Here is a 20,137-nt window from a genome sequence, read left to right on the forward strand (position 1 = left end):
GAATATCGTTCTGGGAGAAGGGTTTCAACCGATGAGGGCGCGGCGGATGGGTGCGGGGATGGTGTCAGCGGTGTGCGCTGCGGTGGGCCTGGCGGTGGCAGCGACTCCGGCGCAGGCGGATCCGCTGCCACAGGTGACGACGGTCGGCACCACGCTGGCCGCGTTCGGCGACGCGAAGGTCTGTGCGGGCTTGATCGACGTCGCGCTCGAGGCGGCTCCGCGCCGGCCGGGTCATGTGCTGGCGCACGTGACACCGCGGGGTTATCTGGGCGGCCCGTGCGGTAATCAGGTGAAGCTGGGCTGGGTGGGCTCGGCGGGCCCGCGGACCCAGGATGTCTGGGTCGGCGCCGGTGCAACGCCGGGGGACACCGTGACCGCGGACCTGTGGGTCGGGATGGGTCCGGCCAAGGTGATGGCGGCATCGTGGCCGATCAAGGGCACATTCGCGGAGTGGTACGTGCTGGTGCCGTAGCGTCCTTGACATACCTTTGACTGCAAATTAACTTTGCAATCAAAGGTAAATCGGAGGCGGGAGCGCTGGCAATGGTTCACGAAGAACAACCCACGACAGGTCGCGTCCTGACCATCGGCCTGCACCCGAAATCCCTTGACTACAGCCAATTCCCGGACCTGGACGAGCCGAAACTGCTGGCCCGCATCGAAACCGGCCACGCGGCCATGCGCGCGGCCGGCTTCGATGTCGTGTCCTGTTTGATCGGCACCGATCCCGACGACGCCGAACGCGAAATCCGCGCGCAGCTCGCCGAAGGCCCGGTCGCCGTGGCGATGATCGGGGGAGCGATCCGGATGATCCCGGAGCACACCGTGCTGTTCGAACGCATCATCAACCTGCTCAGCGATGCAGTGCTCTGCTTCAACACCTCACCGGAGACGACCGTCGACGCACTACGCCGCGCAGGCGTCGTCCCGCACGCCTAGCCGCCAATTCAACCTCACCCGAACCCTTTTGGGTGACAGCATCGGCATACAGCAAGCCCACCGCTGATTCCCAGCTGACTTTCAACTTCGCGTGCGAAGTTTGCGGTTCCTGCTGGCTGTCGAAGTTGAGGTTTGATGAGGGTTGTTGAAGGTGCCGGCCGCGGCGCGGCCGGGCTCGGCCTCGCGCTGGCCGCGCTGATGCTCGGCTGCGGGAGCGCGAGCGCCGACACGGTGGTCCCGCTGCCGGACGGGGAGCAGGCGTTGACGACGGCGACGGGCATCCCGGTCGAGCTGACCAGAACCGGCGAAACCGCGGTCATTTCCCCCTCCTTGGCCGCGAACGGCATGTCCCGAACGGCGCAACTGTCGGGCACCACCTACGCCACCGTCCCGGGCGCGACGGCAGGCAGCTTGGAGACCGGGTATCTGGTCGGCTGCCAGGTGGATCTGTCCGGCGGATTGTCCCTCGGCGGCGACGTCTACCTCTCGCCCGACTCGGCATCCCCGGAGTTGAGCCCCAGCATCAAACTGGGCCCTGGCGCGGTAGCGGTGGTCAAGTTCGGCACCAAGCAACTCGATCCGGCCGCGGGCGCCGTCGGAATCGCCTACCGCAACCGCGGGATTCAGCTCAGCGGCTGCGGCGGGTTCGCCCAGGCCCGCGCATACAGCGCACTGACGGTCACCAACGACCAAGGCTCTGCCGAAGTGACCCTGTACGGCGACCCGTTCAGCGTGGGTTGAGCGCGTGAACGAGCGGAACACCGCGATGCGCGGTTCGTTGTGTGCGGCGGTCGCGTGCGCATTCCTGCTGGTCCCGGCCGGTCTGGCCCAGGCGGATACGTCGGTCGCACTCCCGGACGGACACGACCAGTTCACGGCTCACGACGGTGTCGTCGCCGCGGTAGACCGCACCGGCGAACAGGCCACGATCTCCAGTTCGATGGCGGCGAGCCCACTTTCGCGCAACGCGTGGGTATCGGGTGTGACGTCGATCCACCTCACCGTGCCGGCCGGCGTCACGGTCACCGGCGGCCGGATCGAGACCGGCTACCTCGTCGGCTGCCAGGTCGACCTGGGCAGTGCCACGCATGCGGACGGCAGCGGCGACACCCCGGCCGACCCGAAACCCGGCACTCCGGACAAGCCGGGCAAGGACGGCGGTGGCGGCGGTCTCAGCGCGGGCGGTGACGCCGGCGGCACCGTCAACAAATCGGGCGTGTCGCCCTATGCCGATCCCTCGATGAGTATTCAGCTCGAGCCCGGAAAGGTCGCCACCAAGAAGATCGAGGACTACTCCTTCACCGGCACCTCCGGCATCACGCAATACGTGAATCACACACTGTCCGTGGAGGGTTGCGCGGGCGCCGCCGAGGCCCGCGCCTACACGACGGTCACCGTGCACGACAACGTGATGGACGATTCGGAAACCCTGTGGGGCCAACCCTTCAGCCTCGGCTAGTGCCCGGCTTCCCAGGCGAAACCGTCCGGGTCGGCGAACGGGCCGATACCGCTGCCGAGGACGATCCGATGCGACCCGCTGCCCTCGGGATCGACGCCGGCGTCCTTGGCCGCGGCCTTGTGCCCGTACAGCGCCAGCTTCACCGACCCGGCCGGCGCCTCGAACTCGACGTACTTGCTGCCGAAGCTCTTGCCCACAGTCAGGCCGCGGTCGACGTAGAACTGCTTGGTCGCCTTGACGTTGTCGACGCCGAGCAGCACCACGAAATCGTCGATCTCCCGAGTGGCCGGTCCGGTGTCCTTCTTCGCCGACGTCGCGATCTTCCAGATCGCCCCGTCCGGCGCCTGGACCACGCCGCCATAGCCCCAGAAGCTTTTCTTGGCCGGCTTCACCGGCGTCGCGCCCGCCTCGAGCGCGGTGCCGATCAGGCTGTCGACGGTGCTCGGCTGCGATACCACCAGGGACAGGATGTAGCCGCGGAATCCGGCGGTCGCGGCCTCGGCGGCGCGGACGCGCAACTGGTCGCCGAGGCCGAACGCGGTGGCATAGAAAGCGGTGGCGGCCGCGGTGTCGGGCACCTCGAGGGTGACGGCGTCGATAGCGGTCTGATCAGTGTTGATGTTCATGGGAGCAACGCTATGCGCGGACCGTGACCGGTGCTTCTCGATTCCTGATCACCTGTTTCCCGCAGCCGGGCGAGACGGATAGGGATCGTGTACGGGGCGCGTCGCCGGGTATGCCCAGTTGCGGTCGCGCTGGAAAGAGCGCCCGAGCGCCGCTAGCGTGGGGTGGCGCGAACGGAGTCCGATATCTGGGAGTTGAGTTTGTCGAGTTCGACCATCGAGAACATCGAAGCATCCTCCGCCGCGCCGAACGATTCGCCGCGCACCATCGCGCCGGCGGTGTGGTGGACGATCGTCCTAGCCGGGGTCGTCGCGGGCGCGTATTACCTGGTCCAGGTGCTCGAGCATCGGCAGATAATGATGCACCTGATCGACCTGAGCGTTTATCAGATCGCCGGAGACCGCGTGAGCCATCATGTTTCGGTCTACGACAGTCCGCTGCTCGGCAATACCCGAGGCGTCTGGGAGTTCGTCTACACGCCGTTCGCCGCGCTGCTGTTCGTTCCGCTGCGCTGGCTACACGGTGATCTGTACACGTGGGTCGGCGGCCTCGGCAATTTCGTCATGCTCGCCGCGTCGTGCTTTGTCGCGCTGTCGATGCTCGGCTACCGGCGGGACCGGCGGCTGGGCATCGTGGCCGTGGCGATCGCCGGACTGCTGATGTGGTGCGAGCCGATCCGGATGACCATGGCGTTCGGGCAGGTCAATATCTTGCTGCTGCTGATCGTCATCGTGGATATGGGGCTGCCGGATACGTCGCGGTGGAAGGGCGTGCTGACGGGTATCGCCGCGGGGATCAAGCTGACGCCGGCGTTCTTCGTGCTCTACCTGCTGGTCACGCGGCGTTATCGGGCCGCGGCGACCGCGGTGGGTGCGTTCGTCGCGACGATGGTCATCGGATTCGCTGTGCTGCCGAAGGATTCGCTGACGTTCTGGAGCGGTGCGTTCATGGACCCGCAGCGGGTCGGCGTGCCGGGGAACCTGTCCAACGAATCGTTGCGCGGCATGATCGCGCGCCGGGTCGGCGTCGAGGGGGCGCATCAGCTGCTCTGGTTGGTCGGCGCGGCCGCGATGGCGGCACTCTGCCTGTATCTGGCGCGGCGGTTCTCGCAGACCGGACGCGAACTGGCCGCGGTGGTGTGCGTGGGTGTCACCATGACCGCGGTCTCGCCGTTCAGTTGGGTGCACCACTGGGTTTGGCTCGCACCGCTGCTCATCTATATGGGTGACCTGGCGCTGCGCCGCCGTGGTGTGATCGCGCCGCTCGGTTTCCTGCTGACCGCGCTCGTCGTCTCCAGTGGCCTGCTGACCTTCTACGATCCGACGCTGGTCAGCATCTTCGACTACGCGGATCGCGCCCGTCCGAGCATCCTCTATCGCAATGCCTACCTCTGGCTGACCGTGGTGCTGCTCGCGGCCGCCGCAATCGGGCTTCGATCGAGTTCGAAGACGGACGTGGAACCGGCCGAACATCCGGCTGCGGACGAGCGGGTGCGGCAGGTGTGATCCCGCCGCCCGGCCTCGCGTCAGCGGGCGAACTTCTCGATCGCCGCCGCGGTGACGGGGGTGAAGAAGTTCACCAGGTTGCCGTCGGGATCGCGGAACAGCAGTGAGCGGTTGCCCCACGGCATCGTCGTGGGCTCCTGGACGAAGTCCGGCACGAACCCGGTCAGGTTCCGGTGCACGTTGTCCACGTCGTCGACGAGGAATTCGATGATGACGCTGCGGTTTTCGGCCGGGTGCGCCAAGTCGGGCGCGAACAGCGCGAGCGTTCGAGTGCCGGCGATCGCGAGGGTCGCCGAGTCGGTCGCGATCTCGGCGAAGTCCTCGGTGGCCCAGTTTGCCCGCACGCCGGTGACGCGCTCGTAGAAGCCGACGAGGCGGGCGACATCGCCGGTGATGATGCGGATCGAGACGAAGTTCATGGATTCTCTCCTGATCGGTCGGGGCTACTGACCGCACGCTACGGTCGATACCGGACAGAAACCGCCCGGTATTCGCGAGAGACTTTCACCATGCCCCGACCGATCGCCCGCGTGCTCACCCTGCTGGAACTCCTGCAAGCCGGCGGCACCCGAACCGTCGCCGAACTCGCCGGCCGCCTCGACGTCGACGAACGCACCGTGCGTCGATACGTCGATCACCTCCTCGACCTCGACGTCCCCGTCGAATCGGTGCGCGGGCGCTACGGCGGCTACCGGCTCGCCCCGGGTTATCGCATGCCGCCGCTAATGCTGAGCGATGACGAAGCACTGGCGGTGCTGCTCGGCTTGGTCGCGGGTCGGCGAGCCGGTTTGCTGACGACCACGGGCGCGGCCAGTGAGACGGCGGCGGCGAAGATCCGCCGGGTGCTACCGGAGCGGCTCGGCCGCAAACTCGACGCGGTCCTCGGCACGCTCGCCTTCACCGCGCCGCCCGGTGAGTCGGCGGCTCCGGAAACCACGGTCCTGCTCACGATCGCCGACGCCGTGCGCCAGCACTGGCCGATCTCCCTCCGATACACCGCCGCCGACGGACGACGCAGCGAACGCACACTGCACCCGTACGGGCTCGTCGCGCACTCCGGGAAGTGGTACGTGACGGGCACGGACCCGGCCATCGGCGAAGACCGCACATTGCGATTGGACCGCATCACCGACGCCCGGACCCTGCCCGGTTCCTTTGAGCCACCAACCGAATTCGACCCAGCGGAACACGTCCTCACCGGACTCGCCACCGCGCCGTACCGATACAAGGTGACCTTGCGTATCCAGGGGACGGCCGAGCAGATCCATACAAGGCTCCCTGCGAGCATCGCGATCGTCACGGACTCACCGTCCGCGAGCGAAGCACAGCCGTGGTCTCACGTCGAACTACGCGCCGAACGCCTCGACTGGCTCCCCGCCGTACTGGCCTCCCTCGACCTATCCTTCGTCATCGAACAACCAGCCGAACTCCGCACCCTCGTCAGCGAATTCGCCGACCGCCTCCTGAACTCAGCCCGCCAAACCCCCTGACCACTCACGTACGCGCTGCGGGTGTCATAGCGATGTCCCAGAAATCGGCGTAGCGGCCTGCGCGGTGCAGGAGTTCGGTGTGGGTGCCTTGCTCCATGATTCGGCCGGCGTCGAGGAAGACGATGTGGTCGGCGCGGTGGACGGTGCGCAGGCGGTGGGCGACCATGATCACGGTTCGGCCGGCCATCAGGCGTTCGATGCCTTCGTGCACGGCGGCCTCGTTGACCGGGTCCAGGGCGGAGGTCACCTCGTCCAGCAGGACGACGGGGGAGTTCTTCAGCAGTGCTCGCGCGATCGAAACCCGTTGGCGCTCACCGCCGGACAGGAGCGCGCCGCCTTCGCCGACGTTCGTCGACCAGCCGCCGGGCAGGCGTTCGATCACGTCGTCCAGGCGGGCCGCGGTGGCTGCCGCGCGGACCTCGGCGTCGTCGGCGTCGGGACGGCCGAGGCGGATGTTCTCCTCGATGGTGCCGTCGAAGAGATAGACGTCCTGGAAGACGACGGCGATCTGGCGCATCAGCACCTCCGTGCTGATCGCGCGGACGTCGACGCGGCCCACGCGCACCACGCCCGCGTCTACGTCGTAGAACCGTGCGAGCAGTTGCAGCAGCGTGCTCTTACCCGCACCCGACGGGCCGACGATGGCGAGTCGCTGTCCCTCCGGCACGGACAACGACAGGTCGTCGATCAACGTGCGACCGTTCTGCCGGAAGGTGACGGATTCGAACTCCAGATCGCCGTTGACCGGCTGGATCGGTTCGCGCGGTTCCGGCAGCGGCTCGGTGCGCAGTACCGCGTCGAGCCGGGCCAGCTCGGACCGGGCGCCGCGGAGCTGTCCACCGATATCCGACAGCGAAAGCAGCGGATCGGCGCAGCGGGCCGTGAGCACCAGGATGGCCAAAACCTCTGCCGCACCGATTTTTCCGCCAAGCGCTAGGTATGCGCTGAGGGTCAGCAATCCGGTGAACATCGCCTGCACCGTGAGCGTCAGGCCGACCACACCGGGCAGCGCCGACAATGTGGACCGGCGAGCCGCCCGCTGCGCCGCCCGCAACGAGTCGTCGAGCAGCTCGAAACGTTCACCGGTCCGGCCACCTGCCCGCAGCACCGGCTGCGCCTGCAAATATTCGATGACCCGCCCGGACGCCGCACGACTACGTTCGGCGCTCTCCGCATCGGCCGTGGCCATCGACCGGCCGGTCCAAATCTGTACTGTCGCAACGATCGGCGCGGCGACCAGCGCGGCCAACCCCAGCTGCCAATTGAAGGCGAACATCACCACGATGATCGTCAGCGGCGTCACGCACGCCGAGATGAACGGCGCCAGCAGATGCGCCGCCACGCTCATCGCTTGCAGCAGACCGCGACTGGCCATGACGGACACCTCGCCGACCCGGTTGGCGCTGTACCACCCGATCGGCAACCGGGCCAGGTGATCACCGAGCCGGTGATACATCCCGCGCAACATCGTTGCCCCGACCCGGAATCCGGACAGATCACTGCGATACCGCAGCACCGCGTACACCGCGACGGCCACCCCGAACGCGATCAGCCACGGCCGCGCATTCCCGGGATCGCTCCCGAACAGTTCTCGCAGCACGGGAACCAGCAGCGCGTAGGACAAACCCTCGACCACCGCGGTGATCGTCATCAGGGCCATGGTGCGGCGCATCGTCCGGGCATACTCGGGTCCCAGAATCTGCAACAGCATTCGTATCATCGGAGCTCGTCTCCTTGCCGCACGTGGGTGTCGATCTCGTCGCCGATCGCGCTCTGGTGCGATCGCCAGAATTCCGCGAACTTCCCGTTCTGCGTGAGCAATTCGGCGGGTTTGCCTCGTTCCACGATCGCCCCGTCGTCGAGCACCACCACGGTGTCCGCGTCGGCGACCGTCTCCAGGCGGTGCGCGATGACCAGAATGGTCCGATCCCCGGACAGCGTCGAAAGTGCGTCGCGCACAGCGTGTTCGGTCTGCGGGTCGGCGAAGGCGGTCGCCTCGTCCAGCACCAGCACGGGTGCGGCGGCGAGGAGCGCGCGGGCGATCGAAATGCGTTGCGCCTCTCCGCCGGACAGCTCGACGTCCTCGCCGATCACCGAGTCGTAACCACGCGGCAGCTCCAGAATCCGATCATGGATGTTCGCCAGCCGGGCTATCCGCCGCACGTCCTCGATATCGGCGTGCGGCACCGCCAGCGCGATGTTGTCCGCGATCGACGCGCGCAGCAGCCGAACATCCTGGAAGACAAAGGAAACCGTCCGATAGAGTTCCTCGCTGCTGAGTTCGCGCAGATCGACCCCGCCCAGCACGACCGAACCGTGCGTCGGATCGAAGAACCGCGGCAACAACTGCACCAGTGTGGATTTCCCGCTCCCCGATGGCCCGACGAGCGCGGTGACCGTCCCCGGTTCGAGCACCAGATCGATCCCGCGCAGCACTTCGTGATCGTCGTCGTATCCGAACCGGACGCCCCGCAGCTCCACCCGATGTCCGTGCGGCGCAACCGGATGCGCCGGTTCCGGCAACGACGGCACGGCCAGCACGTCCTTGATCCGGCCGACCGCGCGCCCCGCGGCCTGCATATCGTCGAACCCGTGGCCGAGCGCCGCCACCGGAGCGGTCAACCCCAGGCCGAGCAGCAGGAAGGGGAGCAGATCCGCCGGGGCCATCGAACCGTTCGTGATCAGCGTCGCACCGCCGATCAGCAAGACCAGCAACACGAACGGCGGCGACAGTGCCAGCTGCATGCCCGCGGCGATCGCCGATATGCCGCGCACCCAATGCAGGAAGGTGTCGACGAAATCGTCTGCGGCCGTGCGGAATTTACCGTGCGCCCGCCCTGACCCGCCGAACGCCTTGACCACCGAGATGCCCTGCACGAACTCCACTACTGAACTCGCGATCCGCCCCATGGCGGTATCGAACTCCGCCTGCTCGCGCTGTCGGGCCGGCGTCATCATCAGCGGGACCAGCGCTATCGCCAGCACCACCGGTATCAGCGCGATCAACGTGAGCCGCCAGTCGATGGTGAACAGATAGATCAGCGAGATCAACGGCACCACGAACGCGGAAACCAGCTCGCCGGGCGCATGCGCGATGAACGGATGCACGGCACTGACATCCTCGCCGACCACCTTCGCCAGCTCACCAGTCCGGCGCTGCGAGAACCACCCGATCGGTACCCGCCCCAACTGCTGCGCCAGCCGCCGGCGAAACGACAGCTGCACCTGGTTGTCCACAAGGTGCCCGAGGCCCGCGGACGCCGCGGTGAACACCAGCCGCACGAACATGCCCACCGCACCCGCGATCACGACCACCCAGACATGCCCATGATCGATCGGCCCGGGCGACAACAGAATTCGCCCCAGTTCGACCACCGCGAGCAGCGGCGCGAGACCAGCGACGGCGCCGATCACCTGAGTGAGAATCACTGCCGCAAAACTCGGTGCATGCGGCCGCAGCAGACCCGAAAGGCGCTGTCCCGCCGCGGAATCAGGGCGGGGTGCGGGCGCGGCCTGCACCCTCACGTCCGCAGTGTCGATCGCGGTCATCGCTCTCCCGTTCACAGTTTTAGTACGCGTATAAATAATGTACCTCGAGCGTACCCGGCGGGCCATAGATCGTTCGACCACACGGGAGCGGCACCCAAATTTGCTAACTTGCCTGGAAGGGAAGGGAGCCTCCATTGACCGATTCAGGTGACCAGCGCATCGATGCCGAAGAGCGCGCAGCAGTCGAGCGTTTGCTTCGACAGGGCGCGGACCCAGGTGTCATCACGTCCTACGGTTCGCATCCGGACCAGGTGCTGGAGGTCTTCGGCGAAACCGGGCCGACCGTGGTCTTCATCCATGGCGGCTACTTCCGATCCACCACCGATCGGACCCATGCTCGTCCCCTCGCCCGCGCGCTGGCCCGCGAAGGAATGCGGGTCGTGCTGCTCGAATATCGGCGGGTGCCGGGTGATCCGCAGGCGGCGATCGATGATCTGGACCGGTTCGAGAGCCAGCTGACCGAGCCGGTCCTCTGGGCCGGTCACTCCGCCGGCGGCATGCTGGCACTGACCCGGGCCTACAACAGGAAGGCCGCGGTCCTCGCCCTCGCACCGGTAGCCGACCTCGCCCGCGCCTCCCGCCTGCATCTCGGCGCCGGCGCGGTCACCACCTGGATGGGCGGCACTCCCGAACAGCAGCCGAGCCGATACGCCGACCTGAACCCCCAACTCCACCTGCCGCCCAACCCACCCGATGTCCTCCTGGTCCACGGCACCGACGACCAAACCGTCCCGGTCGCCCTGAGCCAGGACAGTCCCGCCGAAGCACTGGTGCTCCCGCACACCCACCACTTCGACCTCATCGACCCCGAGTCCGAAAAGTGGCCCGAGATAATGGAATTGGTGCGCTCGGCAGCAGGAAGACTGGTCGCCGCGGACTGAATTCCCGTCGATCGCGGCCGCCGGGCGCGACGATGGTCACTGCCGGTTTGCCGACCTGTCGCCGGCGTGAAATACGGTGTCCTTTGGAACGTAGGAACGCGACGCAGGGAGACCCATGCCGAATCGGTTACCAGCCAATTCGTTGACCAGCGCCGAGGCTCTGGACCAGCTGGAGAAGCTGTATGAGCAGTCCGTCGCCGCTTTGCGCGACGCGATCCGGGCCTTCGTGGAGAACGGGTCCGTGCCGGACGAGGCCACCCGGGATGCGGGTCTGTTCGTCTATCCCGAACTGCGGATCAGCTGGGACGGTGCCGCTCCGTCGAAGGATCGCTCGCGCGCGTGGGGCCGGTTCACCCGGCCGGGCAGTTATGCGACCACGATCACCCGTCCGGATCTGCTGCGCCACTATCTGGCCGAACAGCTGGAGATGATCGAGCGCGACTACGAGGTGCGGATCGAGGTGTCGCCGTCGCGGCAGGAGATCCCGTTTCCCTACGTGATCGATCGCGCCGACCTCGCGCTGGACAGTTCGATGGCCGCGGTGATGGCGCGGTATTTCCCGACCACCGACCTGGCCAGCATCGGCGACGAAACCGCCGACGGCATCTTCAATGCCATCGACACTTTCCCGCTCAGTCATTTCGACGCGCTGCGCACCGATTTCTCGCTGGCCCGTTTGCAGCATTACACCGGCACCCCGGTGGACCATTTCCAGCCGTTCGTGCTGTTCACCAACTACACCCGCTATGTCGACGAATTCGTGCGCTGGGCCTGCGAGCGGATCGCCGACCCGGACAGCCCCTACGACGGCCTGTCTTGTCCGGGCGGCACCGTGATCACCGCCGAAACCATCGGCGCGGCAACCACTTCCGACCTGGCCTGGAAGAAGCATCAGATGCCGGCCTGGCACCTGACCTCCGCCGATCGACGCGGCATCACGCTGGTGAACATCGGCGTCGGCCCGTCGAACGCGAAGACCATCTGCGATCACCTGGCCGTGCTGCGCCCGCACGCCTGGCTGATGATCGGTCACTGCGGTGGCCTGCGGGAGAGCCAGGCGATCGGCGATTACGTGCTCGCCCATGCCTACCTGCGCGACGATCACGTGCTGGATTCGGTGCTGCCGCCGGATATTCCGATTCCCAGCATCGCCGAGGTGCAGCGGGCGCTCTACGACGCCACCAAGATCGTCAGCGGAATGCCGGGCGAAGCGGTGAAGCAGCGGTTGCGCACCGGCACCGTGGTCACCACCGACGACCGGAACTGGGAACTGCGCTACTCCGCGTCGGCGTTGCGGTTCAATCTGAGCCGCGCGGTCGCCATCGATATGGAGAGCGCCACCATCGCGGCGCAGGGTTATCGCTTCCGGGTGCCTTACGGCACGTTGCTGTGCGTGTCGGATAAGCCGCTGCACGGCGAGATCAAACTGCCGGGCCAGGCGAATCGCTTCTACGAGGGCGCGATTTCGGAGCACTTGCAGATCGGTATCCGGGCCGTGGAGTTGCTTCGCGCCGAAGGGGATCGGCTGCACTCGCGCAAGCTGCGCACGTTCAACGAGCCGCCGTTCCGGTAGCGGCTCGGCCGGATCCTGCCGCGCGGGTGCGCCGCGCCGCAGGGTGCACACCGGGTACGTGCGTGCCTTGGTCCACCGCCCAGGTCGGCGGCGGTGGACCGCTCGTGATCCGATGTGATCGGGGCGTGATCTGCCCGTGATCGCCTGTCTCGCTGTTAATCAGCCCTCAACTCGATTTTAGAATTCGACTTACAAGTCGTGGGTTCGGCTGCTGAGTCCTAACCTCGAAGCAGAGCCTGTGCCTTTGGCGGACAGGCGATCCGGCAGGTGATCGACCACTCCGAAAGAAGCGTCTAATGGGTAAGCACAGCGCACCTAGCAAAAGTCAGATTCCGGCCCGATTGGCAATTCTGTCGACGGCCACATTGATCGGCCTCGGCGTCTCGGCGCACACCGGCGCGGGCCAGGCCGTCGCGGAAACGACGACGACCACCACCGCGGGTGACCACGTGGCACCGGCGCCGGCCAAGGCGAAGCGGGTATTGGCCGCGAACGGTCAGGGCCACCACAGCCGAAACGCGGTGCAGCCCAAGAAGAAGAAGCCCGGCGCCAAGCCGAAGGCGAAGCCGGCCGCCGACAAGCCCGCCGACCCGTTCGAGCTGCTGAACAGCGGCAGCGCCGCGCTCGGCGGACTGGCGAAGAGCCTCAACACCGGCAGCGCCGCGGTCACCCCGCTGGCCAAGGCGTTCAGCACCGGCAGCACCGCGGTCTCCGGCAGCGCCGCGACCGGCAGCAAGGCCGCCGGTGGACTCGCGCCGCTGCTCGGCCTGCTCACCGGCAGCGCCTGATTCGAGCGACTCGAGGCCGCTGACCAGCAACCAGAAGGCATTTCATGGGTAAGCACAGTGCACCGCGAAAAGTTTCGCCGGCAACAATGCTCACATTGTCCACCGCTTTCGGAGTATCAGCTTTTGCTGTGACTTTTGCTGGAGCTCCTACGGCCTCGGCGGGGCCCGATTCTCCCGCCGATGAGGTGATCAGCCTTACCAACGCTGCACGCACCAAAGCCGGCTGCTCTGCTTTGAAATCCGAAGAGCATCTCACCGAGGCCGCGCAGGCCCATACCAAAGATATGGCCGCGACCGGAAACCTGGACCACAGCTCGTCGAAGGGCGATCCGGGCGACCGGATCAGCGCGGCGGGCTACAAGGCCCAGACCTGGGCCGAGAACATCGCCCAGGGCCAGACCAGCGCGTCCGAGGTGGTCGACGCGTGGATGAACAGCGAAGGCCACCGCGCGAACATCCTGAACTGCGGGCTGAAGGACATCGGCGTCGGCTATGCCAAGGCCGGCGACGGAACCCCGTACTGGACACAGGATTTCGGTGCGTCCAACGGCTCGGACAAGGACAAGGACAAGGACAAAGATAAGGACAAAGACAAGGGCAAGGAGAAGGACAAAGACAAGCCGTCCGGGGGAGACAAGGACAAGCCCTCTGGTGGTGACAAGGACAAGCCCGGTGGCGACAAGCCCTCTGGTGGTGACAAGGACAAGCCCGGCGGCGACAAGCCTTCCGGCGGCGACGACTCGTCCGAGGATCCTTCGGGTGACGGCTCGGAAGATCCCACGCAGGACGAGGGCGATTCGCCGGCGGACCCGTCGGGTGACGGTTCGGACGAATCTTCCGACGGCGCAGGCGATTCGGCGGAGGATCCCGCGGGCGACGGTTCGGACGAATCTTCGGAAGGTGAGGGTGATTCGTCCGAGGACCCATGGGGTGAGGGTGCCGACGATTCCTCGGCAGACGGAGGCGATGCGTCCGAGGATTCGCCGAGTGACGAGTCGTCCGACGGGGATTGGTCCGACGGCGGGGATTGGTCCGAGGACGCGTTGGGTGAGGGTTCGGATGAATCTTCCGACGACGCAGGCGGTTCGCTCGAGGACTCCTGGAGCGACCTCTTCTCCGACGATGCGGGCGATGCGTCCGCCGACGGTTTCGACTGGTTCAACGCACCCGCCGACGACGGTCTAGGCGAACTCACCGGCGGTGGTGACGCCTTCGGCGGACTCGGTGACCTGCTGAGTGGACTCGGCGGTGCCGGCGACGCGTTGGGCGGACTCGGCGAAGCCGGCGATGTCCTGGGCGGACTCGGCGGTCTGGGCGAGGGCCTCGGCGCACTCGCCGGTGGACTGTAGTCGGTCGTCCTCGCGACTCGATCGCCGAACAAGGTGGACTCCCATCTTGTTCGGCGATCGTCTACGCCGTAGACCCGAACCGCTCAGCCGAGTTCGGCCAGCTGCGCAACCGCCGGCGCCATCTCATCGATCCACGCGGCCGGTGACCCGGTGGTCGGCATGATGATCGCCGCGTGCACGCCGAGCTTGGCGTAATCGGCCATCTTCCGGACGAATTCGTCCCGGGTGTCCGGGTTCGGCCGTGGATTGTTGGCCATGATGGTCACCCGGATGTCGTCGTAATCGCGCCCGACGTCGTCGCAATGCCGGCGCAGCACCTCGAGCTTGTGCTCGACCTCCGCGGGCGAACTGCCGAACAGGTTGCACGCGTCGCCGTACTGCGCGACCAGGCGCAGCGTCTTGCGCTCGCCACTGCCGCCGATGAGTACCTTCGGCCGGTTGATCGGCTGCGGCGCGCAGAGTGTCTCGGCGAGCTGATAGTGCTTCCCGTCGAACGGACCGTTGTCCGCCGGATCCCACATCTGCCGGCAGATCTGCAACGCCTCCTCCAGCCGCTCGAACCGTTCCGCGATCGGCGGGTACGGCACGCCGAGCCCGAGGTGTTCGCGCTCGAACCACGCGGCGCCGATGCCGAGCGTGGCCCGGCCGCCGGAGAGCACGTCCAGCGTGGTGACGATCTTGGCGAGCAGGCCGGGGTGCCGATAGGTCACGCCGGTGACGAGCAGGCCGAGTTCGATGGTCGAGGTGTGCGCGGCCAGGAAGCCGAGCGTGGTGTAGCCCTCGAGCATGTTCGACTCGGCGGGCAGCCCGGTCGGCTCGATCTGAAAGTAGTGGTCCATGAAGGACAGCCAGGTCGCGCCGGACGCCTCGGCCGCGGCGCCGACCCTGGCCAGTTCGCCGGCGATAGCGGTGGTACCACCGTCGATGTCGAAAATCGGAACGTGAAAACCGAGCTCCATCGAGCTTCCCCTTATGTGTCGGTAACCGAGATTTCCTCACGCTACGACCTGGAGTGCACTCCAAGTCAAGTGTCGCCGCCGCCGCACGTCTGCGACGCTCGAGCGGTTGACGAATGTACGTTCGTAGCAGTTCCTAATCCCTGGGAGCCGGTCGACGAGGAAGTAGGTGCGATGCACTGGGACCAGATGACCGCCACACCGGACGAACTACGCGAGCGCGCGAACCGGGTTCGGCGCGCGGTCGGGCAGCTCGGCGTGCTCGAGTCGATCATCAGCGCGGCCGACGGCCCGTGGCTCGGCGCGATGGACGCCGACGGGCGCGGCGCGGCGGAGTTGAAGATGCACCTCGCCGGGCGCTACCGGATCACCGCCATCGTGACGACGGCAGGCAAGCTCAGCCACGTGCAGCTGAACGCGCCGGTCGAAGGGCCGGCCGGCGATCGGGTGCTCTCGGCGAAGACCGCGACCCGGCGCGGCTGGGACGCCGAGGAGGAGATGCCCAAGCAGCCGGAGTGGCTGGACTACGTCGTGGAGTGGGTGCGCAACGCCAGCGAGGACGTGGATCGCCGCGGCGTCATCGAATGGCGCCTCAACGGGGCCGACCAGAAGCTGGCCGCGATGAACGACACCATCGAGAGCATGCGCGCCAGTCTGCTGGAACGCGAACAGCTTCGCGACGAACTCGCCACCGAGGTCGTGGAGCTGCGCACCGAACTCGAATCCCTCGACCGGACAGAATGACTCGCCGCACCCGGGGCGCGGCGAGTCACCTCTTGCCGAAACTTATTGGGACAGTTGTTTGATCAACCGGTAGAGGAATTCGCGGCTGGCGTCGAGCCCGGCGATCGGTGCTCGCTCGTTCACGCCGTGAATGCGGTTGGCGTCCGCGGACACCATGAACAATCCGCTGACCCCGTACATCGGAATCCCCTTGCTGCGCGCGTATTTGCTGTCCGTGGCGCCGGTGGACATGAACGAGCTCACCGCTGCCGTGGGGAACAGCTCCTTGGTCAACGAGGTGACCGCCGCCATGACATCGCCGTTGGTCGGCGAGATGCCGCCGGCCGGATCGAGCTTCGGCGTGACGGTCAGCTTGCTGTCGGCGAGCGCCGCCTTGAACTGCTTGTCGATGTCGTCGGGGTTGTCCTGCGGGAGGATTCGGCAATTGATCGTCGCCGTCGCCGTTTGCGGCAACGCGTTCTCGGCCTCGCCGGCCTTCAGCATGGTGGTCACGCAGGTGGTCCGGAGCTGGGCGTTGTACTCCGGGGTCGCCGAAAGCCGTTCCAGCGCTTCCGGACTCGGATTGCCCGCCGCGACCGCACGCATGTCGTCGGCTTCCTGCCCGGTGCGGGCGGCGGCCAGCGCGCCGAAGTTGTCCCGGGTCGGGTCGCTGAGCGAGGCCGGGAACCGGTATGCGGCAAGCCGATTCAGCGCGGCCGTGAGGGTGTAGATGGCATTGTCGGGCGTCGGCACCGAGCTGTGACCGCCGCTCGCCTTGGCCTCCACCTGGTAGGTGGCGTAGGTCTTCTCGGCCACCTGCACGCCTTGCAGCGACGGCTTTCCGTCGACCAGCAACGCCCTACCGCCCTCGTTGAGGCCGTATTCGGCGCTCATCAGGTCGGCTTTGTTGGCCATCAACCACTTCGCGCCGTTGTCCGTCCCGGCCTCCTCGTCGGCGGTCAGGGCGAGCACGATGTCGCGGTTGGGCTTGAATCCCTCGCGCTTCAATTGGATCAGGCCGGAAACGAGCGCGGACACCATGGCCTTGTCGTCGATCGAACCGCGGGCGGCGTAGAAGCCGTCGGTTTCGGTCAGCTTGTACGGCTCGGTGTTCCACCCGTCCTCGCGTTTGGCCTCGACCACATCGAGATGGCCCAAGAGCAGCAACGGTTTACGCTGCCCGGACCCGGTGAACCGGAGCACCAGGTCGCCCTTGCGCTGCACCGGTTCGAAGATCTGGATATCGGAGTCGGCGAAGCCCGCGTCGAGCAGGCGCTGCTTGACCGCGTTCGCGGCGACCGTGGTGCTGCCGGTCGAGTGCGAGGTATCGGTTTCCACCAATTGCTTGTATATGTCGTGGAAGATTTTCGTATTGTCTTGGGCCGGCGCGCTGGACGAGCTGGGCGGCGGCGGACTCGAATCGTTCTTCGAAGCCTCTGAGCTGCAGGCAGTTGCGGTAAGCGCCGCGATAAGTCCCAATGCGGCCACCAAAATGAGCGAGTTGCGGCGACTGATTTCAGACACCCGAACAATTTTACCCGCAGTGCGGCGTCGTGTCCGCAAATTAGCTTTCTCCCTCCCACAACCGTCGAGCTTCGCCCGACAATGGCCGACCCGCATATCCGGATCTGCACTCTTTCTCGGGAGCTGCACTGGCATTAGGACCCTATTCTCGGTGCGTATCCCGAAAGGGAGTGCAGATCTTCGGTGAAACCAGCTAGCGAACGGCTTCGGACAGGTGGAGTTTGCGGTGCGGCTATTCTGTCTGCCGAAATCGCAGTCGCTCGCCGAAACGGTAGACCAAGCGACAGGTAGGGCGAAGTTCGCACACCTGCTTCTAACTCCGCATACCCCTCAGCGTGCTGACGGATATGCGAAAGATGAAGCAGGTGTGCGAAGAATGAAACAGGTGTGCGGAGGATGAAGCAGGTGTGTGGACAACTACAGCCAACCCCGACAGCCGAAACCGCCGCCCACCCACTTCTTGTCCGAAGCGCTTGTGACCGGACCACAGCCAAGGAACCACGCCGGAACTCGACGAACACGCATCTGACTGCGGGAGGTAAGCCGGGTACGGCACACGACGTGCCCAGCACTGCTTCAGTGAAAACCTGTGTAGGTCTTCAGCTTTCTATCGTCAGGTCGGGTTGGGATGTCTGTTGTTGTGCCTGCCTGGGTAGGTGTACCTGCTCCCTGGGGATGATCGAGTAGTGCTGGGCGCGTCAGGTGGGGTACCCGGCTTACCTCCCGCTGTTGGTATGGGCAGCGTGGGAGTTCCGGCGTGGTTCCTTGGCTGTGGTCCGGTTTTAGAGAGGCTTGGGAAACGAGCGGGTGAGGTGGTCGGGGGAGTGGGGTGGTTGCCCTTGGTGGTCGGGGTGAGTCAAATGGTTGTTCCCCGTGCATCGAGGTGAGTCATAGGGTCGTTAAATGATCTTGTAGAGCGACCAGTTGACTCGCCTCGATGCATGCACGTGGCGGGTGGCTGGTCGGGGCGGGTCGAATGGTGGGTGTTGAAGATCAGCAAATGATCTTTTGGCTCGAATCGAGTGTGCACAGGGCTGCTGGGGCGGCGCTGCCCGTGCCTGCGTCGAGGTGGTGGTCCACGCACACCTTTTGACACATGCACGGGTGTCAGGGCGGCGAGTTGGTGTGCGGGAGATCAGGTGGTGTGCGGCTGCTCAGGTGTTGTGCGGCTGGGCGGACGACGGGATTGGTCGCTGTCCGGTGATCCCGGCATCGAATACGTGATGCGCAACGCGCTGGCCGATCGGCTGCCGGAATGGGTGCTATCGCTGTGTCCGGCCGGCGGCTCGCAACCAACGGGCCGTCGGCTTGGACATGGCGAATACCAGTGTCAGCAAGAGCAATCCCACCCCCGCGGCCATCATCCACCCGGTGGTGCCGACCGGGCTGTCATAGCCGAATCGGACGGGTGCCAGGCTCGCCAGATAGCCCGCACATCCCAAAACCACTAGCGCACGACCCAATCGCTTGCGGGCCAGCAATAGAACCGCGCCGCAGAGGAGTAACAGAACCGCGCCCCCGCTCGCGACACCGGCCGCGGCATAGGGGGCCAGCCGCGGCTCACCGTCGGCGAGGAAAGCGCGGATGACCGGTTCCCTGGGGGACACCACTTCGACGGCGACCAGGCCACCGAGCAGAACCGCGAGCACGCAGGCGCCGAGCGCGTCGCGGAAACCACTCGCGGGTGCCGGACTATTCGCCGAGGCAGCGCCATTCGACGGTGCCGGGTTGCTCGACTGGGCCGGGTTGCTCGACTGGGCCGGATTGTTCGACGGTGCCGGATTGTTCGATTGGGCCGGGTTGCTCGATGGGGCCGGGTGGGGCTGAGATGTCTGCGTGGGCCGGGCGACCGGCGCCTGCCGACCCTGCGCGTGGTGATTCAACGCCGTCGGCGCGATTCGCGCAGGCGCCGCGGCCGTGCGCGCTCGGCCGTGCAGCGACTCCCAGGCCGCCGTGGTGAACTCGCGGCAGCTGCCGAATCGCTCGTCCGGTCGCTTGGCCATCGCCCGGGCGATCACCTCGTCCAGCGCAGGCGGCGCATCGGAGCGCACTGAACTGAGTCGCGGCACCGGTTTACTGATGTGCCCGGCGACGACCTGTCCCGGATTCGTCGCCGCGAACGGCGGATGCCCCGCGAGCAGCGTGAACAAGGTGCAGCCGAGCGAATACTGATCCGAGCGGTGATCGACCCGCTCGCCGGACAACTGTTCCGGCGAGGCATACGCGAGCGTGGCATTGAATGTTCCGCTCGAGGTGAGCTGGGTATTCGAGTCGAGCAGCCGGGCGATCCCGAAATCGGTCAGGACCGCCCGTTCCGCGCGACCGGTGTCCGGCGACGACAACAGAATGTTCGCCGGCTTGATATCGCGGTGCAGCACGCCACGGCTGTGCGCGTGGTCGAGCGCGGACCCGGTCTCGGAGACGATGCGCAACGCGCGGTCCACCGGGACCTCCCGCGGGTTCAACCGGGAGGCGTCGGACCCGTGGATGTATTGCATGGCGATCCACAGGTGCCCGTCCTGCGTGCCCCGGTCATGGATGCCGACGATGCCCGGATGATCCAGCCGCGCAACGACATTGGCTTCCTGTTCGAACCGCCGCCGCAATTCCGGATCCGCGGAGACCTCGCGATTCAACAGCTTGAGCGCGACTCGGCGCGGCAACCGCGGATGCTGCGCCAAATACACGGTGCCCATCCCGCCGCGACCGAGCACGCCCTCGATGAGGTAGTCCGCGAACGACTCGTTCACTCCGAGCTGCACCACGCCTACCCCTAC

18 protein-coding genes are annotated in these 20,137 nt (G+C 66.4%); 11 read left to right on the top strand and 7 right to left on the bottom strand.

Features of this window, described 5'->3' with window-relative positions; genetic code table 11:
• The first annotated feature begins 58 nt into the window (after positions 1 to 58).
• From AB0M22_RS01080 to AB0M22_RS01095, 4 genes are all read left to right on the top strand, one after another.
• Positions 59 to 472 (top strand): hypothetical protein, encoded by a 414-nt coding sequence (locus AB0M22_RS01080; protein WP_364719410.1) that lies wholly within the window; start codon positions 59 to 61, stop codon positions 470 to 472.
• Between the two features lie 71 nt (positions 473 to 543).
• Positions 544 to 939, top strand: a complete 396-nt coding sequence (locus tag AB0M22_RS01085) for a hypothetical protein (protein WP_364719413.1) — start codon at positions 544 to 546, stop codon at positions 937 to 939.
• 135 nt (positions 940 to 1,074) lie between these two features.
• Positions 1,075 to 1,680 (top strand): MspA family porin, encoded by a 606-nt coding sequence (locus tag AB0M22_RS01090; protein WP_364719415.1) that lies wholly within the window; start codon positions 1,075 to 1,077, stop codon positions 1,678 to 1,680.
• A gap of 4 nt (positions 1,681 to 1,684) precedes the next feature.
• Positions 1,685 to 2,398, top strand: a complete 714-nt coding sequence (locus AB0M22_RS01095) for an MspA family porin (RefSeq protein WP_364719418.1) — start codon at positions 1,685 to 1,687, stop codon at positions 2,396 to 2,398.
• On the opposite strand, the gene AB0M22_RS01100 is transcribed toward AB0M22_RS01095, so the two are convergent.
• Entirely contained in the window at positions 2,395 to 3,024 is a 630-nt protein-coding gene (locus AB0M22_RS01100) for a glyoxalase (RefSeq protein WP_364719421.1), read from the bottom strand. The two genes, AB0M22_RS01095 and AB0M22_RS01100, sit on opposite strands and share 4 nt — an antisense overlap.
• A 198-nt stretch (positions 3,025 to 3,222) precedes the next feature.
• Here AB0M22_RS01100 and AB0M22_RS01105 point away from each other — a divergent pair, with 198 nt between their 5' ends.
• Positions 3,223 to 4,527, top strand: a complete 1,305-nt coding sequence (locus AB0M22_RS01105; RefSeq protein ID WP_364719423.1) for a glycosyltransferase 87 family protein — start codon at positions 3,223 to 3,225, stop codon at positions 4,525 to 4,527.
• 20 nt (positions 4,528 to 4,547) lie between these two features.
• Here AB0M22_RS01105 and AB0M22_RS01110 read toward each other — a convergent pair whose 3' ends face one another.
• Positions 4,548 to 4,946, bottom strand: a complete 399-nt coding sequence (locus tag AB0M22_RS01110) for a VOC family protein (protein WP_364719425.1) — start codon at positions 4,944 to 4,946, stop codon at positions 4,548 to 4,550.
• Positions 4,947 to 5,036: 90 nt separating this feature from the next.
• Here AB0M22_RS01110 and AB0M22_RS01115 point away from each other — a divergent pair, with 90 nt between their 5' ends.
• Complete coding sequence (locus AB0M22_RS01115) at positions 5,037 to 6,017, top strand: YafY family protein (protein WP_364719427.1); 981 nt, start codon at positions 5,037 to 5,039, stop codon at positions 6,015 to 6,017.
• A gap of 4 nt (positions 6,018 to 6,021) precedes the next feature.
• Here the strand turns inward: AB0M22_RS01115 and AB0M22_RS01120 are convergent, their stop codons facing one another.
• Both AB0M22_RS01120 and AB0M22_RS01125 read right to left on the bottom strand, forming a co-directional pair.
• Positions 6,022 to 7,728, bottom strand: a complete 1,707-nt coding sequence (locus AB0M22_RS01120; protein ID WP_364719429.1) for an ABC transporter ATP-binding protein — start codon at positions 7,726 to 7,728, stop codon at positions 6,022 to 6,024.
• 5 nt (positions 7,729 to 7,733) lie between these two features.
• Complete coding sequence (locus AB0M22_RS01125) at positions 7,734 to 9,566, bottom strand: ABC transporter ATP-binding protein (protein WP_364719431.1); 1,833 nt, start codon at positions 9,564 to 9,566, stop codon at positions 7,734 to 7,736.
• Between the two features lie 134 nt (positions 9,567 to 9,700).
• On the opposite strand from AB0M22_RS01125, the gene AB0M22_RS01130 reads away from it, so the two are divergent.
• From AB0M22_RS01130 to AB0M22_RS01145, 4 genes are all read left to right on the top strand, one after another.
• On the top strand, positions 9,701 to 10,447 hold the full coding sequence (locus AB0M22_RS01130) for an alpha/beta hydrolase (protein WP_364719434.1): 747 nt from the start codon (positions 9,701 to 9,703) through the stop codon (positions 10,445 to 10,447).
• Between the two features lie 115 nt (positions 10,448 to 10,562).
• On the top strand, positions 10,563 to 12,020 hold the full coding sequence (locus tag AB0M22_RS01135; RefSeq protein WP_364719436.1) for an AMP nucleosidase: 1,458 nt from the start codon (positions 10,563 to 10,565) through the stop codon (positions 12,018 to 12,020).
• A 296-nt stretch (positions 12,021 to 12,316) separates the two neighbouring features.
• Complete coding sequence (locus AB0M22_RS01140) at positions 12,317 to 12,808, top strand: hypothetical protein (RefSeq protein ID WP_364719439.1); 492 nt, start codon at positions 12,317 to 12,319, stop codon at positions 12,806 to 12,808.
• An 86-nt stretch (positions 12,809 to 12,894) separates the two neighbouring features.
• A complete protein-coding gene (locus AB0M22_RS01145) occupies positions 12,895 to 14,157 on the top strand; it encodes a CAP domain-containing protein (protein ID WP_364719441.1) in 1,263 nt (420 codons plus the stop codon).
• Between the two features lie 83 nt (positions 14,158 to 14,240).
• Here the strand turns inward: AB0M22_RS01145 and AB0M22_RS01150 are convergent, their stop codons facing one another.
• Complete coding sequence (locus tag AB0M22_RS01150) at positions 14,241 to 15,116, bottom strand: LLM class F420-dependent oxidoreductase (RefSeq protein WP_364719443.1); 876 nt, start codon at positions 15,114 to 15,116, stop codon at positions 14,241 to 14,243.
• Between the two features lie 186 nt (positions 15,117 to 15,302).
• Between AB0M22_RS01150 and AB0M22_RS01155 the strand changes: the two genes are divergently transcribed.
• Entirely contained in the window at positions 15,303 to 15,857 is a 555-nt protein-coding gene (locus tag AB0M22_RS01155) for a hypothetical protein (RefSeq protein ID WP_364719446.1), read from the top strand.
• A 42-nt stretch (positions 15,858 to 15,899) separates the two neighbouring features.
• Here AB0M22_RS01155 and AB0M22_RS01160 read toward each other — a convergent pair whose 3' ends face one another.
• Positions 15,900 to 17,360, bottom strand: coding sequence for a M20/M25/M40 family metallo-hydrolase (locus tag AB0M22_RS01160; RefSeq protein ID WP_364719449.1), 1,461 nt, complete (start codon positions 17,358 to 17,360; stop codon positions 15,900 to 15,902).
• A gap of 1,262 nt (positions 17,361 to 18,622) precedes the next feature.
• Positions 18,623 to 20,125: a serine/threonine-protein kinase gene (locus tag AB0M22_RS01165; protein WP_364719451.1), complete on the bottom strand. Its 1,503-nt coding sequence runs from the start codon at positions 20,123 to 20,125 to the stop codon at positions 18,623 to 18,625.
• Positions 20,126 to 20,137 lie beyond the last annotated feature (12 nt).

Source organism: Nocardia sp. NPDC051756 (genome assembly GCF_040681495.1).
GTDB lineage: Bacteria > Actinomycetota > Actinomycetes > Mycobacteriales > Mycobacteriaceae > Nocardia.